The 24,245-nt window shown below is 63.5% G+C and carries 21 protein-coding genes; 10 read left to right on the top strand and 11 right to left on the bottom strand.

Annotated features, from left to right (window positions below; all coding sequences use genetic code 11):
- Nucleotides 1–59 precede the first annotated feature (59 nt).
- Together QE394_RS04370 and QE394_RS04365 are read left to right on the top strand one after the other, a co-directional pair.
- Complete coding sequence (locus QE394_RS04370; RefSeq protein ID WP_349033830.1) at nt 60–1,358, top strand: hypothetical protein; 1,299 nt, start codon at nt 60–62, stop codon at nt 1,356–1,358.
- 65 nt (nt 1,359–1,423) lie between these two features.
- The gene (locus QE394_RS04365; protein ID WP_349033829.1) at nt 1,424–1,948 is read left to right on the top strand and encodes a hypothetical protein; all 525 of its coding nucleotides are present in this window, start codon (nt 1,424–1,426) and stop codon (nt 1,946–1,948) included.
- Between the two features lie 61 nt (nt 1,949–2,009).
- On the opposite strand, the gene QE394_RS04360 is transcribed toward QE394_RS04365, so the two are convergent.
- Together QE394_RS04360 and QE394_RS04355 are read right to left on the bottom strand one after the other, a co-directional pair.
- Nucleotides 2,010–2,489 (bottom strand): hypothetical protein, encoded by a 480-nt coding sequence (locus QE394_RS04360; protein WP_349033828.1) that lies wholly within the window; start codon nt 2,487–2,489, stop codon nt 2,010–2,012.
- 105 nt (nt 2,490–2,594) lie between these two features.
- Nucleotides 2,595–3,152: a hypothetical protein gene (locus QE394_RS04355; RefSeq protein ID WP_349033827.1), complete on the bottom strand. Its 558-nt coding sequence runs from the start codon at nt 3,150–3,152 to the stop codon at nt 2,595–2,597.
- 1,199 nt (nt 3,153–4,351) lie between these two features.
- Here QE394_RS04355 and QE394_RS04350 point away from each other — a divergent pair.
- On the top strand, nt 4,352–4,777 hold the full coding sequence (locus tag QE394_RS04350) for a hypothetical protein (RefSeq protein WP_268159071.1): 426 nt from the start codon (nt 4,352–4,354) through the stop codon (nt 4,775–4,777).
- Between the two features lie 198 nt (nt 4,778–4,975).
- On the opposite strand, the gene QE394_RS04345 is transcribed toward QE394_RS04350, so the two are convergent.
- Entirely contained in the window at nt 4,976–5,842 is an 867-nt protein-coding gene (locus QE394_RS04345) for an AraC family transcriptional regulator (protein WP_349033826.1), read from the bottom strand.
- A gap of 314 nt (nt 5,843–6,156) precedes the next feature.
- On the opposite strand from QE394_RS04345, the gene QE394_RS04340 reads away from it, so the two are divergent.
- The gene (locus QE394_RS04340) at nt 6,157–6,522 is read left to right on the top strand and encodes a DUF6188 family protein (RefSeq protein ID WP_268159067.1); all 366 of its coding nucleotides are present in this window, start codon (nt 6,157–6,159) and stop codon (nt 6,520–6,522) included.
- Between the two features lie 75 nt (nt 6,523–6,597).
- Here QE394_RS04340 and QE394_RS04335 read toward each other — a convergent pair whose 3' ends face one another.
- Nucleotides 6,598–7,284 (bottom strand): hypothetical protein, encoded by a 687-nt coding sequence (locus QE394_RS04335; RefSeq protein WP_268160799.1) that lies wholly within the window; start codon nt 7,282–7,284, stop codon nt 6,598–6,600.
- Nucleotides 7,285–10,444: 3,160 nt separating this feature from the next.
- Here QE394_RS04335 and QE394_RS04330 point away from each other — a divergent pair.
- Nucleotides 10,445–11,017, top strand: a complete 573-nt coding sequence (locus QE394_RS04330) for a recombinase family protein (protein WP_349035372.1) — start codon at nt 10,445–10,447, stop codon at nt 11,015–11,017.
- Between the two features lie 27 nt (nt 11,018–11,044).
- Here the strand turns inward: QE394_RS04330 and QE394_RS04325 are convergent, their stop codons facing one another.
- The 3 genes from QE394_RS04325 to QE394_RS04315 all read right to left on the bottom strand — a co-directional run bounded on the left by QE394_RS04325 (nt 11,045) and on the right by QE394_RS04315 (nt 13,752).
- Nucleotides 11,045–12,025, bottom strand: coding sequence for a LacI family DNA-binding transcriptional regulator (locus tag QE394_RS04325; protein ID WP_349035371.1), 981 nt, complete (start codon nt 12,023–12,025; stop codon nt 11,045–11,047).
- Between the two features lie 73 nt (nt 12,026–12,098).
- On the bottom strand, nt 12,099–12,992 hold the full coding sequence (gene iolB, locus QE394_RS04320) for a 5-deoxy-glucuronate isomerase (protein WP_056083973.1): 894 nt from the start codon (nt 12,990–12,992) through the stop codon (nt 12,099–12,101).
- 19 nt (nt 12,993–13,011) lie between these two features.
- On the bottom strand, nt 13,012–13,752 hold the full coding sequence (locus tag QE394_RS04315; protein WP_349033825.1) for a GntR family transcriptional regulator: 741 nt from the start codon (nt 13,750–13,752) through the stop codon (nt 13,012–13,014).
- A gap of 281 nt (nt 13,753–14,033) precedes the next feature.
- Between QE394_RS04315 and QE394_RS04310 the strand changes: the two genes are divergently transcribed.
- Entirely contained in the window at nt 14,034–15,452 is a 1,419-nt protein-coding gene (locus tag QE394_RS04310; protein WP_349033824.1) for a sugar porter family MFS transporter, read from the top strand.
- Between the two features lie 161 nt (nt 15,453–15,613).
- Nucleotides 15,614–16,747: a Rossmann fold nucleotide-binding protein gene (locus tag QE394_RS04305; protein WP_349033823.1), complete on the top strand. Its 1,134-nt coding sequence runs from the start codon at nt 15,614–15,616 to the stop codon at nt 16,745–16,747.
- A 39-nt stretch (nt 16,748–16,786) separates the two neighbouring features.
- Here QE394_RS04305 and QE394_RS04300 read toward each other — a convergent pair whose 3' ends face one another.
- On the bottom strand, nt 16,787–17,659 hold the full coding sequence (locus QE394_RS04300; protein WP_349033822.1) for a matrixin family metalloprotease: 873 nt from the start codon (nt 17,657–17,659) through the stop codon (nt 16,787–16,789).
- Nucleotides 17,660–17,756: 97 nt separating this feature from the next.
- Nucleotides 17,757–18,932, bottom strand: a complete 1,176-nt coding sequence (locus tag QE394_RS04295; protein WP_056083989.1) for a VIT1/CCC1 family protein — start codon at nt 18,930–18,932, stop codon at nt 17,757–17,759.
- Between the two features lie 278 nt (nt 18,933–19,210).
- Here QE394_RS04295 and QE394_RS04290 point away from each other — a divergent pair, with 278 nt between their 5' ends.
- Nucleotides 19,211–19,435, top strand: coding sequence for a hypothetical protein (locus QE394_RS04290; protein ID WP_056083993.1), 225 nt, complete (start codon nt 19,211–19,213; stop codon nt 19,433–19,435).
- Between the two features lie 128 nt (nt 19,436–19,563).
- Here QE394_RS04290 and QE394_RS04285 read toward each other — a convergent pair whose 3' ends face one another.
- Nucleotides 19,564–21,090 carry a sodium:solute symporter gene (locus QE394_RS04285; protein ID WP_056083997.1) on the bottom strand — a complete coding sequence of 509 codons (1,527 nt, stop codon included), beginning with the start codon at nt 21,088–21,090 and terminating at the stop codon, nt 19,564–19,566.
- A gap of 261 nt (nt 21,091–21,351) precedes the next feature.
- Here QE394_RS04285 and QE394_RS04280 point away from each other — a divergent pair, with 261 nt between their 5' ends.
- A complete protein-coding gene (locus QE394_RS04280) occupies nt 21,352–21,927 on the top strand; it encodes a cupin domain-containing protein (protein ID WP_045731969.1) in 576 nt (191 codons plus the stop codon).
- Between the two features lie 129 nt (nt 21,928–22,056).
- On the opposite strand, the gene QE394_RS04275 is transcribed toward QE394_RS04280, so the two are convergent.
- Nucleotides 22,057–22,887, bottom strand: coding sequence for a DUF559 domain-containing protein (locus tag QE394_RS04275; protein ID WP_056084210.1), 831 nt, complete (start codon nt 22,885–22,887; stop codon nt 22,057–22,059).
- Nucleotides 22,888–23,175: 288 nt separating this feature from the next.
- Between QE394_RS04275 and speB the strand changes: the two genes are divergently transcribed.
- Complete coding sequence (gene speB, locus QE394_RS04270; RefSeq protein WP_261619369.1) at nt 23,176–24,240, top strand: agmatinase; 1,065 nt, start codon at nt 23,176–23,178, stop codon at nt 24,238–24,240.
- Nucleotides 24,241–24,245: the final 5 nt, after the last annotated feature.

Raw genomic sequence — 24,245 nt, 5'->3', positions numbered from 1 at the left:
AATGCTCCGACAGCAACTGACCTCGAGATAGCGTATGCGCGGTGCGTCGAGGTGCCTGCATGATCAATATCTCGGATCTACGGCATTCTTCGGCAAAGTGGGCTCTGGTTGTCGTCGTACCTCTGACGTGGCTTGTGGCGAGGTCTATTGTCTGGGACGGGCTCGCCATTCTGGACAATGGCGTTCAATCGGTGGTTGCGTCAGTGACGATCGCCGGCCCACTCCTTGGCGCAGTGGCTGCCTGGGATGCTGCACGCATCAAACGGCATGGTTTGGAAGTCCCGTGGAGGGCCAGCACGATTGGGGCTTGGCGGGCGTCTCTCTCCGTGCTGATGGCAAGCTGTGTCTGGAGTGCAGCCGCTTACTGTCTGATCGGAACTGCCGTTCTTGTCCCCATGGGACTTGCTGGAGCGGCCGGGGAGGTTCCGTGGCTTTGGCTCTTATGCGGGCTGGCCGGCCTGACAGTTCAAGTGGGCTTGGGGCACACGGCGGGCACGGTCCTGCCGTACAAACTGACAGCCGCCCTGACCGGTCCGGGGCTCTACGCGCTGGTGCTCGTGTTCTTGATCCTGAACGCTCAACTGCACGAGCGGTTCTTGTTCCTCAGCCCCACCGTTCAACAATCCGCTGAACCCTATTTCGGGATTAACAATGAACTGCTGATCTGGCAAGGGGCCTGGTATCTCGGACTGCTGGCCGTCATCGTCGGCGCCCTGTCCATGGCGCTGGAAGCCAAGAAAGCCTCCACACTTGCGGTGATCGCCGGCGGCCTAGTCATGGCCGGTGTCGGTGCCACCGGCGTCTTCACCACGGCGCCAGGATTCCTCAAGGTCCAGGCCTATTCCGTCAGTGACGGATGCAAAACCAACGCTGACCTCACACTATGCCTCCACCCCTCTTATGAGTCCGTCCGCGGGCCGATCACTGCGGCCCTTACCCGAATGCAGGAGAAACTGGCAGGTACCCCACTGGGCTTTGAGAAAGTGGAAGTGAGGAACCGCGGAGCCTTCGGCACCCCGGAGGACCCGACAGCAGCAGTCATGCACGTCGATGACCTCACCACCGGATGGCAAGACCGTGACCGCACGGAGCTGGCCCTCAACCAGGCAATCAAGCCCTCCGGTCCCTGCGTCATCTACGGCATGGAAACAGCTGCACGCTCATTCCACACTGGGTTCGGGCAGGCCGTACTGAACTGGTCCATGGACAAAGAAGAATCCGCCATCGAACCAAAACATGGACAAGGCGCGGTACTCCAAGCCTTCGACGCCATCCCGGACAACGACAAAGCACAGTGGATCACAACGAACATGAAGAAGATCTGCACGGACAGCGTGTCAGCCAGCGACTTCGAATGACCCTCTTCCTCAAAGCGTTTAATGCCCTCTGGTGCACAGGTAGCGCTGCCGCGACCGCCCTGGTAATGGCGGTATTCGGGAACACCCTCGTACCGTTCCCCCTGAACCAGGACTACGAAGCACCCCTGTCATACCTGTTGCCCCTCATGATCGCACTGCTCCTGGGCTACACCACCTACACGCCAGACACCCATCACGTGACCACCACCACCCGACCCATCGGACTGATCCTAATGGCGCGTTTCATGGGCCAGCTCGTCATCGTTTCGCTGCCAGGATTGCTGGCCTACGCCCTATTGAGCGGCCGGCCCGACCTGCTGGTCGGCCTTCGCAACATCCTCATGCTGTCCGGCCTCACCCTCATCACCTCCCGCTTCACCTCGCAAGGATGGTTCTGGCTGGCCCCCGTCGCCTACATGCTCCTGGTCTTCACCCTCGGCGTTGACCCCTCCAACACACCGACAAACTGGGCACTCCCACTCCATTCCGGGGAATCAACACCCGCCGCGGCGATTAGCAGCGCCATCCTGGCCCTAGGACTCGCCTGCAGCGCCTTCAATCGCTCGCCGCTCCTGGCCTGGGGGCGCTAAACGAATAGCCGCGGTGCGCCAGGGCGTAGTGGCTTCCTTTTAGCCATCGTGCAGCGGGCGGTCAGACCGGGTTAGCTGCAGCATTCGCGGCAAGGGCGTCTTTGCGGATTGCCCATCGGCCGATAGCTGCCGCTGCGCCAACGGTGGCCCATGGGATCAGTAGCTGAGGTTGCCAGCCGAGGCCCAGGACGCTTCCCAGCAGCCAGAACACCATGGTGGGCACCGCAAAAAAGGCACCTATGTGGATCCATTGATTCCGGACCGGGCGCAAAAGATAGGCCAACGCCCAGGCCAGTGGGGCTGCGACCACTAGGGAAACTCCGAAGCCATAAAGAATCGCCATGCCTAACATGCCCCACACGTAGCCGACGTCAGTTCCGTCCCGCGCGGCGGGCACGCCATAGACTGCTGCCACCAGGAGAAGTAGCACGCCCACCCAGAGCGTGGTGGCGATGAGCCAACCCTTGATGAACGCGTAGGAATCCAGGACCACTCTGTGTGACCAAACTGCCTGCGGCTTCGCCGCATCCCCCAATGCCATGGGCTTAGCCTACCGATGCGCAAAAGCCTCCCGCCCGTGCCGAGGGTGCGGCCATCCGAAAGAGGATCCTCTACTGGACGTGGCTCCCGGTCCTGTGGCACCTGCTCAGGGGTCTGGTATTGGATTGGTGAAACACCGCGTGTTCAGGAGCTCGAGGCTTGCACGGCCGGCGGCTAGCTGGAGTGTCTTGTTCTCTGAGGTGATGGTGATTATGAGCCCTCCGGGAAAAACGGTCCAAGGGGCTTTTTCGAGATCTCCGACGGCTGTGGGCGCAGGGTAGATTTCCAGTGGCCCTGCAAGGGGCCCGTTCTCACCTGCACCCGTCTGGAAGGTGAGCCGGCTTGGTTCTGCCCTTGCATAACCTCGAGCCCATCTACTGCGAAGCCCCGATCCAGGCTCTCTGTGGGCGCATTCGAAAAGTCCTCGTTCGGTGTCCTGGGCTTTGCGCTTCCTCCGCATGGGGGCAACGAGAAAGAACTGGATTGCGGCTGTCATAGCGATGCCGGAAGTGAGCACGATGACCCATGCAGGCCATAAGCCCAGGTCAGCCTGCAGCGGGACATAGAAGATGCCGGCTAGGACGAATAGCGGCAGGGAACTGATGGTGTCATATACCTGTTCCAGCCGGCTCTTGGGAGTCGGGTCCAGATCCGGCTCGCGCATGGGAAACCTGCTTCCTGCTAGATCGGGTGTACCCAGTCAGCCACCAATTTGCTCCCGTGGAAAGGCCCTTGTGGGTTTTCTACGTTTTCTGCCCGGTCTGTCTCTCCCCATAAGGAGTCAGTATTGCCTGATGAATCCGCTGGGTGCGGCGCTTTCTAAAAACAGCGTGCTCGAGAGTTTTTAAGCGCGAGCAGCAGGGGGCCCGCAAGCCGATCCCTCACCGGACATTGCGACTGGTGAGGGACACTGCTGGCGACAGAGCCTTCACAGCGTTGCTAGATTAAGTCTGTGAAACATAAGGACTGCCATGACCCCATCTAACGAGCGCTTGCGTCATCTACAGATGTTGGCCGGCGTCGTCCTGATGAGTGGCGGCTTCCTCGTCGGGGTGCTCTGCGTATTAACGTTGGGGGCTTCGCTAGCGCAGCCGCTCTCAGCCGAATCATATGTCTTCTGGACCGCTCTGCTAGCTAGCTGCTTAGCCGCCATTGCAGTTTCTTTGGTCCTCCGACGGCGGTACAAACAATCTGCCCCCGACAAACAATGAACATCTGCGTTGGATGGTGGAACTTTCACAACGCTAATTGACGCACCGTGGGTCCCGGAAGGGGATCCCCTATCGGACGCAGGAGGGTGCGTCGGCTGACTGTAATTGAAATTGGCATTTGGGGACGCTATGGTGCGCCAAGTCCGTGGTAGCGTCCACTTATGCAAGTGACTCCACGGACCAGACGTATGGGACGCTGGCTTCTCGTTTTCCTTGCTGGATTTGTCCCGTTCGCCATTTTTTGGCCTATCTATGGCCCAACAACTGCTTTCCTCATCGGAGTGCTGGTGGCGGCCGTTGTTATTGTCACCGACCGGGCATTGCGATCCACTCGTCGAGCAAGATAAAAAGATTCGGCGAGGGCTTTATCTGTTTAGCGAGTCTCGGCGCCAGCGGGGTCCTGTCTGCAGATCTATTATCAGCGGTCCTCCGCTCATTAGCACGGACGATACCGTCTCGAACCCCCGCCCTAATCACTTTGAGCCTAGCGCCGAGTAGGCTGACAACACGGTTGAAACAGTCGAATGAGTGCCGGTCGAGGATCGGCTTACGGGCGCACAGCTGTAACGGTCGGTAGGGTTGGAGCCATGGGGGCGAAGAATTATGAACAGCTCGGCCACTGGGTGTTGCGCCAAAAGACGGTGAATACACCATGAAGGATGGCGCTAACTCAGATGCAGAGCAAACAGCCATTCCGGAGGGGTTGACGGAAGAGGACCTCAGGCTGGGCAAGGTAGCTTGCCGGCGGGTCGAAGTCGTCAAATGGATCGCCCTGGCAGTCTGCATCGGCATTGCCATTTACACATTCACGAGTGTTCCCTGGGAAACCAGGATGCCGTACGACGGAAAGTACGACAGGAGCGGCAAGGGGCTCCCCATGCAGGTTGCGATGTTTCCCGCTCCGGCTATGCTTGTCGGATTCCTGCGTTCGGGAAGGAAACCCGATGCATATCAGATGGGCAAAGGTTCACGCATTGCGACCTACATCCTCATACCGGCTGTGGCTATTGGCTTAGCCTGGGGCCAGTGGATCATGGCGGAAGGAATCCTGATTGCAGGCGGAGCGCTCCCCGGATAGGAGATATAAGCCGAAGGACCGCGGCGGTATGCCCAGCAAATCTCGCCCTGGGCGTCTACTAACTCTAGGGATTTGAGGCCCAGCGTTTGTGGCGCAGAGAGTCGACTGTCGCGTAGGAGGATCCTTCGCCGGGCACCCGAACCCCGCAGGAAAGTAAGCCGTGCGCCCGCCGGCATTGTCCTTCCGGCGGGCGGTCTGTCACGCGCGTTCTACTGGGAGCCACAATTCGCAGCTCGCTGTGCTGAAGTCGGCGGCGCGGTCTAGGACTGCCACAATCGAGGGGCCCGGGCGCAGCTGCCACGGGTTGGACGGGAACCAATCGGTGGCAGTGGAGGCCCAGGTGGATTGCAGAACTTCCGGGTACGCCCCTTCGGCGTGGAACACCGCCCAAGTGCCTGCGGGGACCTCGATCGCGTCGAGCTCCTCGGGAGCCGGGGTCGTTTCGGTGACGGCCACGCCATGGAGGTAGGTCAGTTCGCTGCCCTCCGTGTAGTCCGGGTCGACGTCGGCGCTCACCTGGAGCAGGCCCATGGGGTCGGTGTTGCTCAATTCCTTGAGCCGGGCGTGCTCTGCTGCTGGCAGTGAGGCGATGTGCGCCTGGATGTACGGGTTCGGGCCGTGGTGGATAAGCGGTACACGGGTCGAACGGCCGATGAGTCGGAATGCCGGCCGATCTGCGATGCGGGTGTCCATCGTGGTGTTCCCTTCTACGGTCAGGCGGAACCTGAGCTGTGGTTGCGTGCGAAGGGGCCCGCCGTCCCGGCGCACGTCGCCCGGACCGACGCCGTGCACTGATCGGAATGCCCGGCTGAAAGCCTCGGTCGAGCCGTAGCCATACCGCACCGCGATTGCCAGCAGCTCGCCCGTTCCGAGAACGTCTGCTGCAGCCACCGTCATGCGGCGCCTGCGGACGTACTCGGAGAGCGGCATGCCGGCCAGAGCTGAGAACATTCGGCGGAGGTGGTACTCCGTCATGCCGAGACTGACCACCAAGTCATCAATGGGGATCTCCTCAGTGAGGTGGCCGTCGATGAAATCGACGAGTTGATTGAGCGCTGCGATCACGGTTCCCCCTTCGACTACAAGCCTGCCCGTCTGGTTCACCCCGCACCCTACTATTGCTGACCGATTCGATCGCCGCTCACCTTGCAGAGCGCCCGTAGGCCGGTGGTTCACAGGACGCTTTAGGCGCCCGCTTGGGATCGGCTTACGGACGCTCCTTTGGACTACCGCGACGCCGTGAGAGACGCTCTTCGTTTTTGGGCTGCCGGGCCATGGGCAGGGCTAGGGTGGAGCTTAGTAGGAAGGGGGCCGTTGTGGCATATGTTCCGGCGTCCATGAGCGGGGCTCAAAGATCCGAGGGTTACTGGCTTCTCGAGGTGAGTGGGCAACTCATCCTGCAACTCGTCCTGGATTTCCAAGTAACTCTGGTTCTCGAACATTTCAGAATCACCATCGAGGAGAGCTTCGTTCTTGAGCACCCCGATGGCACTTCACATGTAGTCAAACCGGGCGGCGGCTTCGACCAGCTCAGTCCCGTTCTGCCGCTCTCGCGCTCCAAGGTGGTTGCTGAGGCAAGAGCCTTCGACGACGGGCGGCTTGAAATTGTCATCCAGGACGGCTTCCGGCTGAGCGTGGTGCCGGAATCCGAGTCGGCGTACGAAGCGTGGAACGTCACTGGTCCAGACGGATTACTGATCGTGTCCACGCCCGGAGGTGAGCTGGCCCTTTGGGGCAGCTCGTAGAGGGATCGGCTTACGGACGAGGTTCCCCTAGGGGGCGACGTCAAGCTTGGTGTTGCTGTGTTTGGAATGGAAGCGTTAGGTCCGGGGCGTGAATTGGACTTGGATGTGCTTGAGCTCAGTGCGGGGAAGCACCGCGGTCACCACGCCGCCGCCTGCCAGTTGGGCTCCGATACCGTAGACGAACGGGTCCGTATCGACCTCTGCACCGGGCATATCGACTCCGTTGATGACGCTCCTGGCCTGGCTGTTGACCATCCGGCCGGTAACTGTGGGGGCGTGCTGGTCCCACGGGTTGCTGCCCGGCCAGAGCTCTTGCCGATACTGGTTCATGAGGATGTGGTTGACATGGTCAACCAACAGGCTTCGAACCGAAGAACGCTCGGATGGATCGCGGTGCCAGGTGGTTCGCACGGCATCCTCAAGTTGCGGGTAACGCAGGCGCTCCACGTACTCGATCAGCCAAGGGGGCCGCGGCCATGGCGGAACTTCCTCGATCGATCTGCGTGTCTTCTCGTTGAGGTCCGCGAGGTTTACCGGGTCTGAGCGGTCATCCGGGTTTCGCCAGAGCGTATAGGTGATGCTCGCCGTCATCTCGTTGTACCCACGATCATCTTGGCCATAGGTCACACCAACGCTGTCGGTGTCCTCCAACGATGGTTGAGGCGCGAGCCCCATCACCGGAATGGGCATCAGCTTCAGGCGCTCGGCCCATCCGGCCCGCGGGTCAGGAGCGTCTGAGGGGAGAATTCCGGCCACTCGCATACCTCGAATATGAACCACACGAGGGTGCCTGTAAATGGGAACTGGGTTTCGGCCCGCATTCATGAGCAGGCCTCTATGTGTCCGTAAGTCGATCCCCAAACGGACGACTCCGAGTATTGTCCGTCTCATGGAGGCGCTAAGCATGGTCTGATGGACGGATGAAGAACTGGGTTTGGGGCGTAACAGGAGTAGCTACATTATGTATGGCTTTAGCCCTGATCGCAGTGGGCTTCCTTCAGCCTGGAGTCACATGCGCTGAAGACGATAGTTCCGCCGGCTGCCCGTCGACGCCTGTTCATGCAGTAATGCTGGGATCAGGCACTGTTCTACTTCCAACGGGTATCTTGTTCCTAATTCGATCAGGGAAACAAGAACGCCTGGCACCGGATTTGGTAGCTCCATTCAAGTAGCGGACTCTTCAAGGTCGCTACGAGTGGCACGTTGATGGATCGGCTTACGCGCGTACAGAACCTTATGAGTGCGGTGGCGTACCGTCAGGGCCGGCCTTATCAAAAAGCCGTCGCATTGATTAGACTCCCGACAATCACAGGAGGCATGTTCAATGCGCGAACTGGACTTAGAACCAACACCGCGAAGCCGGTTTGAACGGGCATACGACGTCTTCGGTTTCGTGCCGCTCTACGTGGTGGCTGGTCTACTCTTCCTACCTTTGCAGTCTGCCTTGGGACGGTGGACTGCATTCGTCATCGTCATTGTGGCCGGCATTGTCGTTATGACGGTTGTTCAAATTGCCGTCTTTGCACCCCTTCGCAAGAAGCGAGCAGTTCTGGACGCCGAACGAGGCCTCTTCGCATGTGCTCACCGCGAGCCAGGATCGGCGCTCCGAAGCAGATGGGCCCGAGGCTATGCAAGAGCAGAGCCAAACCGACTTATTTTCCAAATGGGCGCAAGCGAAAGCGGGCCCCTCACAGGGCCGATAGAAATTTATCAATCTCCTACGGCCGTTGGAGAGCTTACTAAGTCCCCCTGGGCTGTTTTTCCTGGAGGGTCAGTGATAACTATCCTGTCGAACAACACCACACTCCAGTTGGCAGCCAGTCGCGAAAGCCTTGAGCTACTCAATGAACGGTGCCTCACCTATCCCACACCCGATCCCTAAACTCGTGCAGGTCCGTCAAAGGATCGTCTACCGGTCACTACTTTCCTTTGGATCTGGCCAGATTTTGCGGTACTTGCGCCAGCGCACCCACATGATTGCGGCTGGATAAGCGAGACAATGGCCGCGATCTTTGATGTGGCAATGCCCTTCCGGTACATCATCATGAACTCTGGGTCAGGGGCGACGCGCTTCACTTAGATCACCTCCCGTGCTTTCCATGCGCAACACCGTGGTTCGGCTGCCGCCAATGATCTTCCCGATCTCGGCGGGTGTTAGCACTTGAGCTTTCAGGTCGCGGGCATGCTTGCCCTTTCCGTGGGCCGCGGTGACTTCCCGCCGTCCAGCCTTTCGCCCGTGTTCGGCGGCCGCGGCCATGCCGGGCCTTGGTTCGCTCGACCAGTTGGTCGCGTTCGAGTTTTGAGCAAACAGGGCCATCACCGGTATACGTCGGTCATGGCCCTGTTAGTTTAGAACAACCAGCCGGGTGAGTAGGTCTAGGCGATCTACAAGGGGGAGAGTCAGATGAAAGACAAAGCAATCGAGTGGCCCTGGAACAGGCCGTGGGTATGGGTCCTATTTATTATCACCACCTTTGTGGTTGCTGCTCCCATTCTTCTATTCCGCATTCGCGGATGCGGAAGATATATCACTGGAAATGACACTGATACTGCGTGCACTATGCAGCCGTTGCTTGGAACGGAGCTGACTTGGATCGTCGGCCTTGTTTCCCTCGGCCTACTAATTAGATTTACCATCGGGCTCGCCACCGCGATTTCCTATACTCACAGGGCGAGAGAGTCCCGTCAGTAGTGGTAGTGATGGTTGATTGAAGCAAGGTCGCCCGTTCCCAGCTCTGTGTCCGTGGTCGTGCAGGAGCTGCTGTTCGGGCGCATCACCTGATCGGAGCTTTGGGGAGCATGGCTCAAGCCAAACGCATGGCCGAACTCATGTGTTGCTACGCCCTCCAGAATAAACTGCCCGGGAGAGCACAGAAGATACCCGTTGTCCCGAAGAGCCCACGAATAATCGCTATTAAATGCTATATCCGCTTCCCATATGCCGCCATTGATGCCGGGATACCAGCATGTGTATGCCAGCGTGGGCTGAGGAGCATTAGCAAGGGATTTGAAGGTTATGAGCGAATACCAGTCGGACGCTGGTCCACATGTCGTATCGGAGTTTATGGAGGCGGACCGAATTGATGTTCCCTTATAGTTTGTAGAAGCTTTATGTGCAGGGTAGCTTCCAGGGCATGAAGTTTTTCGGTTTTGCCAAGATTTTGAACCTCCGGTTATGTTCCATACGTTTAGCTGGGTCTGGCCGTACGGAGGGGGATAGTTTGAGTTTTCCTACAACTGATACTGCATTCCACGCACGGGCATCATTCAGCGGGCGGGTTACTCCTCGTAGCCGCTTGCTCCGCGCAGGTCGACGGTTAGAGCGCGGGAATCGTTTGTCTGTTCCATCGGCATAGGGCTTGCCCGGAACTTGGCCCTAAGGGCGGACGAGGCCGTCTCCTTGATATTGAGGAATGAGATGAACATGCAGGTGAAACACGTCCTGCCAAGCCGCCTCGCCGCTGCTCTGAAGCAGGGTCAGACCCTCGGGATTCAGCTGTCGTTTGAGGATTTTTGCAACGCTCCAAACGCCTCGCATTGTGGCTGCAAATTCATCACCTCCGACATCGAACGCGTTGGCCGCGTGAATGCGTGGCACGACCAAGGTGTGCCCCCTCGAGTCGCTGGAGCGATATCGAGAAAAGCCACGACACCCTGATCGGCAAAGAAAATTTGGTCTCCGGGATCGCGCTCAAGGATGCCACAGAACGGACAATCGCCCGGTCGGAGTCTTGAACCTCTAGCCCATGCTCCACCTTGTGTACACGACTGGAACGCGTGCCCGTTAGCCGGTCGATCATCGTGCGCAGAAGCCCGCTGCCACGTTCCGCGCAGATGCTGACCCCGGACGTGTACGTAGGACCCGCACGATGAAATGCGCGGTGATGGGGGGATTACTGCAACCATAGTCGTCATGACTGGAATGAAGATCGGTTACGCCCGGGTCTCGACGAACGACCAAGACCTGACGGCCCAACGAAACGCCCTCCTTGCCCTTGGTGTTGATGAGAAGCAGATCTTTGTCGATCACGGCCTGACGGGAGCAAACCGTGTGCGGCCCGGGCTTCGCGAAGCAATGGCTGCGTGCCGGGCTGGCGATACCCTCGTGGTGACGAAGCTCGATCGGCTGGCGCGCTCCCTTTCGGATGCCAGAGACATCGCCGACGAGCTGACAGCCAAGGGAGTAGTCCTCAGTCTGGGCGGCAGCACCCATGATCCGACTGACCCGGTAGGTCGGCTGCTGTTCAACGTCCTGGGAATGGTGGCCGAGTTTGAGGCCGATCTGATCCGGATGCGCACCCGCGAAGGCATGGCCGTTGCAAAGGCCAAGGGGCGGCTGAAAGGAAAGCCGCCGAAATTGTCCAAGACGCAGCGAAAGTACCTTTTGACACTGCACGATGCCGGAGAGCACACACAGGCCGAGCTGGCCGAGTTGTTCAGCGTGTCACGGACGACGGTATACCGCGAACTTAAGAGGCGCACCACTGAATCTTGAGTGGCGCCCCTGCTTAGCGTCAGTCGATCAGGCTGTGGGGTCCGAGGAGCGGCGGACCATCAGGGCCGGTTCCAGCTTGCGGGTCGCTGCCGGCCCGGCGGACCCGGCGATCCGGTCCAGCATGGCCCTCGCAGCCACCTGGCCCAGCTCCCTGGCGTGCTGGTCGATGGACGTCAGGCCAATCAACGGGGAAGCCGCGAACTCAATGTTGTCGCAACCAACAATGGCCACGTCGCCAGGGATGGACAGTCCTCGGGCGGTGAGGGCCTCCATGACGCCGATGGCCGTGAGGTCATTGTGCGCGAAGATCGCCGTGGGGATCTGCGCGTCCGAGTCGAGGAACTGCTCCATCACCGCGCGTCCGCCGCGTTCGGTCATGTCGCTGTGCACCAGTTGGGGCGCGAGGCCGTGCTCCTTCATGGCGTGCAGGTACCCCTCGCGGCGGGCGGTGTAGGGGAGCCAGTCGGAGATGTCCACGTGGGCAATCCGCCGGTGCCCCAGGCCGTAGAGGTGCTCCACGGCGAGTACGCCGGAACGGAAGTCGTCCGTCAAAACTGAATCGACGCCGTCGGCCTCCAACTCACGGGTGATCACCACCGCGGGGGTCCCGCGCAGGGCGGCCGCAAGGTCCTCGGAGGTGCCGGTGTACCCGGCCAGGATGACGCCGTCCACGCGCAGGTCCACGAAGGAACGCACCGCTTCAGCCTCGGTGTGGGGATCCGCGGAGCCGACGGCGACCATCACCTGGTTGCCGCTGCCTGCCAACCCTGCACTGAGGCCGTCATAGATGTCGGCGAAGACGGAGTTGTGCAGGTCCAGGAACAGCACGCCCAGCGTGTGCGTGCGGTGGCTCGCCAGCCGGCTCGCCAGCCGGTTGGGGGAGTAGCCAAGAGCGGCGGCGCTTTCCAGCACCGCCGTCCGCTTGGCGGGGGAGACCTTGGGGGAATCGCGCATCACCAAGGACACCAGCGCGCGGCTGACTCCGGCCTCGCGTGCCACGTCCTCCATGGTCACTGACCGTGGCGAAGGGGAAGTCTGTTTCACAAGACTCCACTATGCCAGCCGGCGGCCCGGCCCGGCTTTAGGCTCCGAAGGGCAGCCGCGGGTCGATGTTTTGGGTGTCCCAGGTCTGGCGTACCCAGCCGTGGTGCGGGTCGTCGCTGATCAGCCATTCCCGGACGGGGCCCGGGCCCGCCATGACGTTGAGGTAGTACAGGTCGTAGCCGGGGGCTGCCATGGCGGGGCCGTGCCAGCCGTAGGGCACCAGGACGACATCGCCGGTGCGGACCTCGGCGGAGACGTCGATGGGGCGCTCATCCGAGGCATAGACGCGCTGGTAGCCGATGGCATCGGCGTCGGACGGTGCTCCGGATCCGTCGGCAACCTGCGTCTCGAAGTAGTAGATCTCTTCGAGGTGGGTCTCGCCGTCCTTTTCCTCGTCGTGCTTGTGGGGCGGGTAGGAGGACCAGTTTCCGGCGGGAGTAAGTACTTCGCAGACGATAAACCGGTCCGCTTCGAGCGCAGCGGGTGTGCCGAAGTTGTGGACCTGACGTGAGCAGTTGCCCGCCCCGCGAAGTTCCACGGGGGTGTCCGCAGCCGGTACCAGCCGGGTGGGGTACGAGGCCTTGGCGGGTGCCGTCGCGATAGCGACCCGGCCGCCGTCGGCCGAGCTGACAGTGACGGCGCGCCCAGTCCCGGTATAGAGAACGTCGCTGGGGCCAGCGAACACGGACGCGCGGCCGGCGAGAGGGTAGTCCGTGCCGTCCACAGTGGCGGTGAAGGACCCGTTGAGGGGCACCACAATGCGTTCTTCGTCCGCGGCGGGAAGTTCGACGGCGGCGCCCGCGGCCAGGGTGGCCACCTTCAGGCCGGTGTGTGCCCACCCATCAACAGTGAGGGAGGAATCGGACGTCCCGAGAGAGACATCCCAGATGCCGTCGGCGGCGGTGCCCAGGGGGTAGACCCAGTTGGTCATGGTGTGTGTTCCTTGCGGTTTAGCGTTGTACGAGTGTCATTTCGAAGCTGTAGGAATCGGCCCGGTAGACGTGGTGTCCGGTTTCGATGTGCCGGCCGGTATCGTCCACCGCGGTGCGCTCCATGGTGACCAGGGCCGAACCTTCGGCCGCGTCCAGCATGGAGGCCTGGTACTCGTTGGCCGTCACGGCTCCGATCCGCTGCGTGGCCAGCCGGAAGTTGACGCCGCCGCGGCGGAGGATCGAGTAGAGGCCTTCGGCTGACAGCATCGCTTCGTCCATGGAAGCGATGTCGTCGCGCACCCAGTTCTCCATCAGGGCCAGCGGCTTCCCGCCCACTTTCCGCAACCGGGTGAAGTGGTACACCTTGGATCCGGCAGGCAGTTGGAGGATGGCCAGGGTGGCGTCGTCGGCCTCAATGTGGGAGAAGCTGAGCACCTCGGTGGTGGGCTTCTTGCCGTTGTTGGTGAGGTCGTCGTAGAGGCTGGAGAGTTCCAGGGGGCGGCGGACCTGGCTGGAAACCACCTGGGTTCCCACGCCGCGCTTGCGCACCAGCAACCCGGAGCGCACCAGTTCGTCCATGGCCTTGCGCATGGTGGGCCGGGAGAGGTTCAGCTGCGCCGCGAGGTCGATCTCATTGTCCAATCGGCTGCCCGGTTCCAGGACTCCGCTGTGGATGGCTGCCTCGATGCCCTGGACTACTTGGTGGTAGAGCGGCACGGGGGAGGAGCGGTCGATGCTGAGGCCCAGGGTGTTCGCCACGGTGTATTCCTGTTCTCGGTCGCAGCGTCCGGTTCCGCCCGGATGGGGCGCAGCCGCTTTGCCGCCATATGTTCTCTTGATAGGACATACTTTCTGGTTCGATCGTAGCAGGCGGGGTTGTTGGGTCAAGGCTGGCTGCGCGCCACTTGGGCAGCATGCCGGGTAAACAACTTGTTCTGACATTAAGACTTTCTATTGACGCCGCGAATTAGAGCGCTCTAATCTAGTGGAACGCATCACATTCCGGACCGTTCGGTCCCTAAAGAATCTGAGAGGCAACAATGCTGTTGCAGAAACCTTCCCCTAGTGCCCCCGGGTCCACGCGCCGCGGCTACCTGGCCCGCCTGACCGTCATCTCCACGCTCGGCGGCCTGCTGTTCGGCTACGACACCGGCGTGATTTCCGGCGCCCTGCTGTACATGAATGACTCCCTGAACATGACCGCCGTCGAAGAAGCCACCGTTGTCAGCGCCCTGCTCTTCCCCGGCGCCGCCGTCGGAGCCCTGGCCGGTGGGCGGATGGCGGACAAACTGGGCCGCCGCGGATCGCTGCTGGTCTGCGCGCTGCTGTTCCTGCTGGGCGCGATCGGCTGTGCCATCGCACCCAACGTCACATTCATGGTCGCTGCCCGCATCATCCTGGGCCTGGGCGTCGGCGCAGCTGCCGTCACCTGTCCGCTGTACCTCGCCGAAATGGCCCCGGCCCACCTTCGCGGGCGGATGGTCACCATCAACGAACTCATGATCGTGACCGGCCAGATGCTGGCCTTCGCCATCAACGCCCTGCTGGACGCCCTGATCCACGACACCGAAGTGTGGCGCACCATGCTGGGCATCGCCTCCCTCCCGGCGCTGGCGCTCCTTGCCGGGATGCTCATGCTCCCCGAATCACCGCGCTGGTACGCCATCCGCGGCCGGCTCGAAGACAGCCGCCGCGTCCTGTCCATGAGCCGCACCCCGGAGCAGGCCGCGGCCGAATTCGAGGAAATCGCCCGGACCGCCCGCACCGCCAAGGAAGAACGCGGCCACGCCTGGCGCGACCTTAGGAACAACCCCTGGATGCGCCGGCTGCTGTGGATCGGCATCGGTCTGGCCACCGTCCAGCAGGCAACCGGCATCAACACCGTCAACTACTACGCACCCACCATCCTCGAAAAGAGCGGGCTTGGTGTCAGCGCCTCACTCGTAGCCACCATCGGCGTCGGCGTCACCTCGGTGCTGATGACCATCCTGGGCATCTGGCTGCTGGGCTTCGTGGGCCGCCGCAAAATGCTGGTGATCGGCTTCTCCGGCGTGGTGGGCTCGCAGGCGCTGCTGGCCATCGTCTTCCTCCTGCCCCAGTCCGACCTTGCCAGCTACACCATCCTGGCCGCCATGATGCTGTTCGTGGCTTTCGTCCAGTGCTTCATCGGCACCTGCGTCTGGCTCCTGCTCTCGGAGATGTTCCCGCTGGCCATCCGCGGCTTTGCCATGGGAATCGCGGTCTTCGCCCTGTGGACCGTCAACGCCGCCATCTCCTTCCTGTTCCCCATCGTCGTCAACGCCCTCGGCTCCACCGGAACCTTCGGACTTTTCGTCCTGGTCAACGTCGCGTCGCTGGCCTTCGTGGCGAAATTCGTCCCGGAAACGAAAGGCCACTCGCTCGAGGACCTTGAAGCACACTTCCGTGACGGTGCGGTGCCTGCAAAGGTTTCCGCCTAGCCCTCCGGCGGAGACCGCCGCACCCTGATATCCGACTGCCAAGCATCGTGGGGTCGGGACCAGCCCTTCCGGTACCAGCCGGGCGGGCAGGGCCCGGCCCCGCGTTCGCGTTGGCTGGCCTAGGCTGAACCCATGACCAGCGGCGGACGACGACGGCAGCCATGAGCCATACCGGAAAGCTGGGGCCCACGCCCCGCAGCCTCGAAGTCGAGGACCTGGAGAGCTTCGACCGGCTGGTCGCCGCGGGGGCGGTCCGGGCCCACGGATGGCATGCGCAGTCCCTGGACCTGCGGGGCAGGTCGGCGGCGCTCAACAGCTTGGACGTGGAAGGCGCCCTGTTCCTGGGCTGCACGTTCGACGACGGGATGGAAAGCAGGCTCCGCGGCAGGGGAGCCCTGATTTTCCCGCGGCTGCAGGGTGTCCCTTTCGATCCCTACCGCTCCGCCCTGTACTCGCCCGCCGAACTCTACGAAGGGCTGGCCGGCGCCCCCTACGAGGAACTGCCGGATGCGCGGATCTACCACTGGAGCATCCAGCCCGGCCGGGAACACCGAGTGGAAGCTACACTGGCGTCTTCGCTGCACGACCATGCCATCGGCGATGCGCTGGACGAGGTTCTCCGGGCCGGCCCCTGGTCCGGGAAACGCATGGTGGGCGTCATGGGAGGGCACGCGGCGCAACGGGGGAGTGCTGACTACGCTGAGGCTGCACGGCTGGGGCGGCTGCTGGTCAGCGGCGGACATGCGGTGGCCACCGGCGGCGGGCCCGGCGCCATGGAAGCCGCCAATCTGGGCGCCTATCTTGGCGGGTACGACGACGGCGGGCTGGAGGCCGCGCTCAGCCTCCTGGCTGCCGTCCCCGGCTTCCGTCCTTCCGTGTCCGCGTGGGCACGCGCCGCGGCAGCCGTCGTCGAACGCTACCCCGGCGGGACACCCTCGCTGGGCATACCCACCTGGTTCTACGGGCACGAGCCGCCCAACTACTTCGCCACCCACATCGCCAAGTACTTCGCCAACTCCATCCGCGAGGCCGTCCTGCTGGACGTCTGCCGGGGCGGCATCATCTTCCTCCCCGGCGCCGCCGGAACCGTCCAGGAAATCTTCCAGGACGCCTGCGAGAACTATTACGGCGCACGGGAAAAGGTAACGCCCATGGTCCTGGTGGGCACCCGGTACTGGACCCGCGACTACCCTGCCTGGCCGCTGCTCCGGCAGCTCGCGGCGGGCCGTGCCATGGAGGACCGGATCTTCCTGGTGGACACCGTGGACCAGGCCGTGGCCGTGCTGCAGGACTGACAGGGGAACCGCCCCTGGCGGGTCACGGCACATACGGGCCTAGAGGTCTTTCCGGCACTGGGCCTTGCTCAGTTCATACAGTCCGTTGCGGTCCCCGTCGGCGAGGCTCCCGGCGGCGCCAACCGAACCGCCGATTTCCGGATACATCAGCTGGGCGGGGTCCGCCACATGGTCAAGTCCCATCACGTGGCCGAGTTCGTGCAGGATGACCGCCGCGGCGTACAGCCTTCCGTCCGGCCGGCGCAGCTCATCGGTGATCTGCGGGGCATCCAGGTCCAGGCTGCCGGTGACAAACGTCTTGGGACCGCCGTCGAAACTGAAGTGGGTGCTTCCGCCCGTGCCGATCACCTTGCCCGCAAGTTCCGGAGAGGTGTCCGGCGTGGTCCAGGCAATCAGCAGCGGCGCCCAGCGCTCGCCGTAGGCTGCCGGCTGGTACGCGGCGCGCTGCGACGAGGGCTGTTCGCCGGTGGTGCCGTCATAGACGAAGGTGATGCCGGTGGCGGCCGAAATGATCCTGATGGCATCCGGGACGAGCCGTTCCGAACCGGCAGGGGCCAGCTTGTCATTGACCACGTAGTGGAGGGGGCGGCAGGGCGAGTAGCCCACCGGGGTGCCGTCACCGTTGACCGCCAGGAAGCGGTAGGAGTCGCTTCCCGCTGCTGGAACCTCCGGCTCGGCCAGCGGCACCGGCTCCTCCTCGTAGCCCGGAGGGGGCGCGTCCGTGCTGGCCGCGGATGGTTCGCCGGCGAGGCCGGGGAGGGGTTCCGCCCGGCCTGCCCCGGGCTGTTCCTGTGATTGTTCGGGGACCTGACCGGAACCCGGACCTGCGGTGAGCAGTTGGCTGATCCTCGAATCGCCCAGGGCCAGGGCGCCGCCCAGCACGGCAGCCGTGCAGAGCGCGACGACAAGCACGGCCCGGTAACCCGGACCGTGCTTCCGTGCGGGGCGGCTCCCGGCATGCCGGGGCGGGAATTCCTCCACTAAAGGGCTTTCACGGCAGGGGCCGCTACTAGCCGACGACGGTGCCGAAGACGAGCCCCAGCAGGTAGGTGACGGCGGCAGCGCCCAGGCCGATGCCCAGCTGGCGCAGGCCCCGGGTGAGGGGGGACGTGCCGGACAACAGGCCGACGATGCCGCCGGTTGCCAGCAGCGCCACGCCTACCAGGACGCCGGCTACCACCAGGGCGGAAACCCCGGTCAGGCCGAACAGGAACGGCAGGATGGGGATGATGGCGCCGGACGCGAAGAAGCAGAAGCTGGACAACGCGGCTCCCCAGGCGGTGCCCACGGCCTCGTGCTGGTCTTCCTCCTCCGGCAGTTCGGGCTGGAGGGACAGGCTGGGATCGCAGTCGCAGGAGAGGATGCCCATGCGTTCGGCCACCCGGTGTTCGGCTGCTTCGTGGGACATGCCCCGGGCCAGGTACACCAGCAGGAGCTCGTTGTGTTCCAGGTCCAGCTTGGGAGCGGCAGCCAGCGTGACCTGCGTGGGGCGGGTGGCGGCCAGGAGTTCCCGCTGGGACCTGACGGAGATGAACTCACCCGCGCCCATGGACATGGCGCCGGCCAGGAGGCCAGCGATGCCGCTGAGCAGCACCACGCTGCTGGCAACGCCGGAGGCTGCCATGCCCATCACGAGCGACAGGTTGCTGACCAGGCCGTCATTGGCGCCGAAGACCGCTGCACGGAAGGTTCCAGCCAGGCGGTTGCGGCCCCGCGTGGCCAGCCCACGGACAACTTCCTCATGGATCTGTTCGTCCGCGGCCATGGCCTCGGTGGCGTTGGGGTCCTTGGCGTAGGGCGAGCGCCCTTCGGCGCGCTGGGCCAGCGCGAGCACGAAGACCGACCCGAAGTGGCGGGCCAGGAATCCGAGCATCCGGCTGCGGGCCGAGGCCGGGCGCGGTTTTCCGGCCTGGTCGCCGAGCAGTCCCAGCCAGTGGGCTTCGTGGCGGCCCTCGGCTTCGGCGAGGGCCAGGAGGATCTCGCGTTCCTCGCCCTCACGGTTCTGGGCCAGATCGCGGTAGACGGCGGCCTCGGCCCGTTCATCGGCAAGGTACTGGCGCCACCGCTTGAGGTCCGCGGACGACGGTGCCGGATGGTGGCCCGCTGCGCCGGTACGCGGGGCGGACTCCGGGCTGGAATGGTGCGGGGTGGAATGGTTTGGCGTGGACTGGGCGTGCTGCGACACGAAGACTCCTGGGCTGGTGGGGCATGATATTCGGCCCCGTTGCAGAGCCAGCCTACTGCGAATTTCCGCGGTTTTTCGGCTGGTGTTCCTCGCATCCGGGTTTCGGTATGCCTTAATCCGGCGGCGCTCCCGGCGTTCCCCGGAGGCTCTCAAGTGCGTTGTCTGCGGCCGGCCGTTGGACTCTTGACCCGGCCCAGCCGCGGTGTTGTGATGAAAGTGCGGCGCGGCAAGGCCGCCACTCACAAGAGCACGTCAGGCGAACACACGGAGGTTGAATCATGGGCACCACCGGACAGCACCCGGACATGCCGCACCTGGACGCCGTGGAGGCGGACCCCGCATATGACTATGCCGAAGACACACCGGTCACCAGCGAGGACTGGGACACCGAGGACGAATTCCTGGACCAGGAGGAGCCGGTGGTCCATGCAGCCCCGGTGGTGGTCGACGCCGAGGACCGTGTGGTCCCGCTTGATCCGGACGAGGTCCGTGAAGACGGGTAAGCCGCGCCAAGGGGCGTAGGACGGACGACGGCGGCGCCTCCTCCCGCTGTCCGCGAAAGGAGGCGCCGCCGTCGTGCGTTGCCAGGATCTGTTGCGTGCCGAAAACCCTGCGGTTTCTTCAGGTCCGGTCAGTTGGCGGCAATCCGCTCAGCGGACTCTTCCTGCGAGTCCTGCCCTGCGACGCGCCGCTGCCAGTTGCGCATGACGTGCGCCTCGGTGGGGCGGGTGAGCAGGGAGACGGCGATGTACACCACCGCGGAGCTGATCAGGCCGTAATAGATCGGTTCATTGGCGAAAACGCCTGCCAAGGGTTCGTCGGCGTTGACCTCCAGGATGATCATGGTGCCCAGTGTCACCACGGAACCCACGGCCATGGAGGCTGCTGCGGCAATACCGGTGCCGCGCTTCCAGATGAGCCCGCCGAGGATGGCCACGAGGAGGCCGCCCACCAGGATGTCGTAGGCGATGGTGAGTGCCGCCACCACGTCCTTGGTGACAATGGCGATCAGGATGGCCACAATGCCCAGCCCCAGGACCCACAGGCGGTTGGCCTTGACGTCGTGCTCGGGGTTGTCGGAATCGTCCGTGTTGACGGTCTTGCCGAACCAGCCGGCAACGAACGGCAGGACGTCGGCACGGGCCACTGTGGCGGCAGCGATGAGGGCGCCGGACGCGGTGGACATCATGGCGGCAACGGCTGCGGCGAGGACCAGGCCGCCGATGCCGATGGGGAGCAGGTTCTGGGCCACTTCGGCGTAGACAACGTCCTTGCCTTCGGTGGCGACGTCGATGCTGGGGAGGGCCACGCGTGCACCGAGGCCGATGAGGGCGCCGGCAGCGCCGTAGAGGATGCAGTAGATGCCGGCGGTGGCGCCGCCCCAGCGGGCTACCCGCGGCGTCTTGGCGGTGAACACGCGCTGCCAGATGTCCTGGCCGATCAGCAGGCCCAGGGTGTAGACCACGAAGTAGGTGATGATGGTTTCGACGCCGATGCCGTCGATCTGGAAGAAGCTGGCTTCCACGCGGCTGCGGATGCCGTCCAGGCCGCCGGCGGCGTTGAGCGTGAAGGGCAGCATGAGGAAGAAGATTCCCACGGTCTTGATCACGAACTGGACCTGGTCGGCCAGGGTGATGGACCACATGCCGCCGATGGTGGAGTACACCAGCACGATGGCGCCGCCCACCGCGATGGCCAGGGCCCGGTCCCAACCGAACAGCACCACGAAGATGGTGGCGTAGGCGCCGGTGGACGTGGCGCACAGCATCAGGGTGTACGCGAGCATGATGATGCCGGAGGTGCGGGTGGCCTGGCTGCCGTAGCGCAGTGACAGCATCTGGGAGACGGTGTAGATCTTCAGCTTCTGGATGGTGCCGGCGAAGGCGAGGCTGAGGAGCAGGACGCCGGAGCCGATGGCGACCACCAGCCACATGCCGGAGATGCCGAACTTGTAGCCCAGGCCGACGCCGCCGACGGTGGAGGCGCCACCCAGGACGACGGCGGCCATGGTGCCTGTGTAGAGGAAGGGTCCCAGGCGGCGGCCGGCCACCAGGAAGTCGCTGTTGTTGCGGGTGCGGGACTTGCCCCACCAGCCGAACGCCAGCATTGCGACGAGGTACACCACCACGATGGCGATGTTGATGACACTTGCATCCATGTTGGGTTCCTTGGAGCTGATTGGCAGCCGACGTGCCCGGCGGGGGCCCGGGCCGAACTGCGGAAGATGGAAAAGGGGAGGAGGCTCCCGATAATTGCCTTATAGGCAACAGGTGTTTCCAAAGATTAGGCTGTGACCGCAGTAACAGTCAAGGGGAAGTTGATGGTCCGGGCCCGCGCGCCATGGAGGCGTCACACATGGTGGCGGCCATTAGTATTGCTGCAGAGCGGGGCCGGACTGCCGGCTATGAAAGGTTCGTGAATGAAGGCACTGCCAGTTGAGCCCAGCAATGTTCCGGTTGCCATCGGCTCCCGGATACGCGCGGCGCGGCAGTCCCAGCGGCTCACCATCGAACAGGTGGCGGATGCCACCGGGCTGACCAAGGGCTTCCTCAGCAGGGTGGAGCGTGACCTCACCTCCCCGTCCGTCGCTTCGCTGGTGACGCTCTGCCAGGTTCTGTCCATTTCCATCGGCGACCTTTTTGTGGCGCCGGAGACCCACCTGACCAAGCGCAATGAAGGCCCGCGGATCTCCCTCGGCGGGCAGGGGATTGTGGAACGCCTGCTGACGGCCCGGTCCGAGCGGCGCATCCAGATCATCCAGGCTGTCATCGAGCCGCATGGCCGTGGCGAGTCCGAGCTCTACGCCGTGGACTGCGACGTCGACGTCCTGCACGTCACCAAGGGCAGCATCAGGCTGATTCTTACCAATGAGGAATACGACCTCAGTGCGGGGGATACCGTCACCTTCCCCGGCCGTGAGCCACACACCTGGATCAACCCCACCGACAAGCCGGTGGAAGTGCTCTGGGTACTGGTGCCCGCCGCCAGCCGCTAACCTTCCCCCCTGTCCGCGCGCCTTCCTGCCCAGTTACTGTTGGCCGCGTTCGGCCTGAGCCGCATGTTTCCGGAGGATGCGCTCGAACAGACCCCTCTGGTGCGGCGGCAACTGGGCTGGACTGCACGATCACCGGCCCGGTTTGCGCGGCCCTGCCGCCAGGACTGTGGTGATTTCCGAGATCACCCTGCCCGGGTCGAACCAGATGTGCTCTGGCATGTAGCGGAGGACGGCATACCCGTGGACGGCGGACAGGTTGTTGCGGGTCCTGTCCCGAAGCATGTCCTCCCGCTTCGAGTGGAAGGCGAAGCCGTCAATCTCCACGATCAGGAATCCGCCCAACAGGAAATCCACGCGGCCGATTCCCGGTAGGAAAACCTGGGCGTCGTAGGCGATTCCGTGTGTCCGGAGCAGGTGCTGGGCATCGACTTCCACGATGGATTCTGCGCGGAGGTCGAGTTCACTGAGGATTCTGCGCGCGCGGCCGGAGCGGTCGGCCTGCAGTCGGGATGCCAGCAGTTCGCGCGGGACGCCATGGAGCCTGATCGCCGAGGTAGCCATGGCGGCGGATGCCGGTGGCGGCAGGCAGCCCAACGCGTGAAGCACCACATCTTCAACGGCGGCCACGGGCAGCGACGGATGTCCCGGAAACCTTACTGTGCGGTGCCGGATGAAACCGTTGCCGTGACCGTGGTTGCAGGCCAGGTGGGGCTGCTCGGGAGGTGAACGGAGCCAGAGTCCGTAGTGGCCCGCTGCGCTGGCGCAGCTCAGCCGGCCGTTATTCAGGACTGCGGCGAGGAGTCCTTTGTCATACTCCGGCAGGACGAAAATTCCTCGCCGGGGCTGGGTGGCCCCCAGTGCAGTGAGCCGTGAGAGGTCCCGGAGAGGGAACCCGGCGTCCCGGAGCTGGCCGGAGCGGGCCACGCCGCCTGATTTTCGAAGGTACTGGTGGATGTCCACGTGGCTATTGGAAGGTGTGGCGGGGGTGCGTGGAACCTGGTTGCTGGCGTATGTGGGCAACCGGGGGCTCGGGTACCTGTGCATTCCGTCCCGGTTCCTGCGGTCCGGTGGCCGTCCGGTGCCGGACTGGCGCGGATCTCAGTCGTCCATGCATAGAGACATCGGCGGTAAGTGGGCAGGAGCGCACAATGCCCCTGCCCGAGTAGGTAAACACTTGATGCGCATTAGAAAACCGAGGTGTATGATGGCAGTCACATCAGCCCCTCACTCTTCAAAGGAGAAACCCGCATGGAAGAGCTGCGCATCGAAGCCAACGGCAACCTTGGACCCATCGACTCATCCCGGATTCCGCGTTACGCCGGAGCGGCCACGTTTGCGCGCCTTCCGCGGCTGGACCAGGTGGCCAAGGCTGACGTCACGCTGGTGGGCGTCCCCTTCGACTCAGGCGTCTCCTACCGGCCGGGCGCCAGGTTCGGCGCGAACCATGTCCGCGAGGCAAGCCGGCTGCTGCGCCCGTACAACCCGGCCTGGGACGTGAGCCCCTTCGAGAACGTCCAGGTGGCCGACGCCGGCGACATGGCAGTGAACCCCTTCAACATCAACGAGGCCATCGAAACCATCCAGCAGAACGCCCTGGACCTCACTGCCGGAGGCAGCAAGCTGGTGACGCTCGGCGGTGACCACACCATCGCCCTGCCCCTGCTTCGCGCTGCCGCCGAACGCGCCGGCGGTCCGATCGCAATGCTGCACTTCGACGCGCACCTGGACACCTGGGACACCTACTTCGGCGCTGAATACACCCACGGCACCCCGTTCCGCCGCGCGGTGGAGGAAGGCATCCTCGATACCGAAGCCATCAGCCACATCGGCACCCGCGGCCCGCTCTACGGAAAGAAGGACCTCGACGACGACCACCGCTTCGGGTTCGGCATCGTCACCTCCGCGGATGTCTACTACCAGGGCGTCCTGGAAACCGTGGCCAAGGTCCGCGACCGGATCGGCAACCGCCCGCTCTACATCTCCGTGGACATCGACGTCCTCGACCCGGCGCACGCACCTGGAACGGGAACCCCCGAAGCGGGCGGCATCACCAGCCGCGAACTCCTGGAAATCATCAGGGGCTTCCGCGGCATGAACCTGGTGGGCGCCGACGTCGTGGAAGTGGCCCCGGCCTACGACCATGCTGAGATCACCGGCGTCGCCGGAAGCCACGTGGCCTACGAACTGGTGACGCTGATGGCAGACAACGCAGTGCCCGGCGACCGCTTCGGCGCAGCCACCGGCTATGCCAACCAGGCCCTCGGGCAGGAAGTCCGCCGGCCGGCAGGGTTCGCTGCAGCGGGCAAGGAGTAGGCGGC

This window comes from Pseudarthrobacter sp. SORGH_AS 212, from assembly GCF_030818145.1.
Classification (GTDB): domain Bacteria; phylum Actinomycetota; class Actinomycetes; order Actinomycetales; family Micrococcaceae; genus Arthrobacter.
The sequence above is the reverse complement of the archived record's forward strand: the minus strand, read 5'-3'. Positions and strand labels throughout refer to the sequence as shown.

Excerpts from the sequence above, each read along its gene's own strand:
- QE394_RS04370 (WP_349033830.1), top strand. The coding sequence starts at position 60 with ATGATCAATATCTCGGATCTACGGCATTCTTCGGCAAAGTGGGCTCTG.
- QE394_RS04365 (WP_349033829.1), top strand. The coding sequence starts at position 1,424 with ATGGCGGTATTCGGGAACACCCTCGTACCGTTCCCCCTGAACCAGGAC.
- QE394_RS04360 (WP_349033828.1), bottom strand. The coding sequence starts at position 2,489 with ATGGCATTGGGGGATGCGGCGAAGCCGCAGGCAGTTTGGTCACACAGA.
- QE394_RS04355 (WP_349033827.1), bottom strand. The coding sequence starts at position 3,152 with ATGCGCGAGCCGGATCTGGACCCGACTCCCAAGAGCCGGCTGGAACAG.
- QE394_RS04350 (WP_268159071.1), top strand. The coding sequence starts at position 4,352 with ATGAAGGATGGCGCTAACTCAGATGCAGAGCAAACAGCCATTCCGGAG.
- QE394_RS04335 (WP_268160799.1), bottom strand. The coding sequence starts at position 7,284 with ATGCGAGTGGCCGGAATTCTCCCCTCAGACGCTCCTGACCCGCGGGCC.
- QE394_RS04330 (WP_349035372.1), top strand. The coding sequence starts at position 10,445 with ATGAAGATCGGTTACGCCCGGGTCTCGACGAACGACCAAGACCTGACG.
- QE394_RS04325 (WP_349035371.1), bottom strand. The coding sequence starts at position 12,025 with ATGGAGGACGTGGCACGCGAGGCCGGAGTCAGCCGCGCGCTGGTGTCC.
- iolB (WP_056083973.1), bottom strand. The coding sequence starts at position 12,992 with ATGACCAACTGGGTCTACCCCCTGGGCACCGCCGCCGACGGCATCTGG.
- QE394_RS04310 (WP_349033824.1), top strand. The coding sequence starts at position 14,034 with ATGCTGTTGCAGAAACCTTCCCCTAGTGCCCCCGGGTCCACGCGCCGC.
- QE394_RS04305 (WP_349033823.1), top strand. The coding sequence starts at position 15,614 with ATGAGCCATACCGGAAAGCTGGGGCCCACGCCCCGCAGCCTCGAAGTC.
- QE394_RS04290 (WP_056083993.1), top strand. The coding sequence starts at position 19,211 with ATGGGCACCACCGGACAGCACCCGGACATGCCGCACCTGGACGCCGTG.
- QE394_RS04285 (WP_056083997.1), bottom strand. The coding sequence starts at position 21,090 with ATGGATGCAAGTGTCATCAACATCGCCATCGTGGTGGTGTACCTCGTC.
- QE394_RS04280 (WP_045731969.1), top strand. The coding sequence starts at position 21,352 with ATGAAGGCACTGCCAGTTGAGCCCAGCAATGTTCCGGTTGCCATCGGC.
- speB (WP_261619369.1), top strand. The coding sequence starts at position 23,176 with ATGGAAGAGCTGCGCATCGAAGCCAACGGCAACCTTGGACCCATCGAC.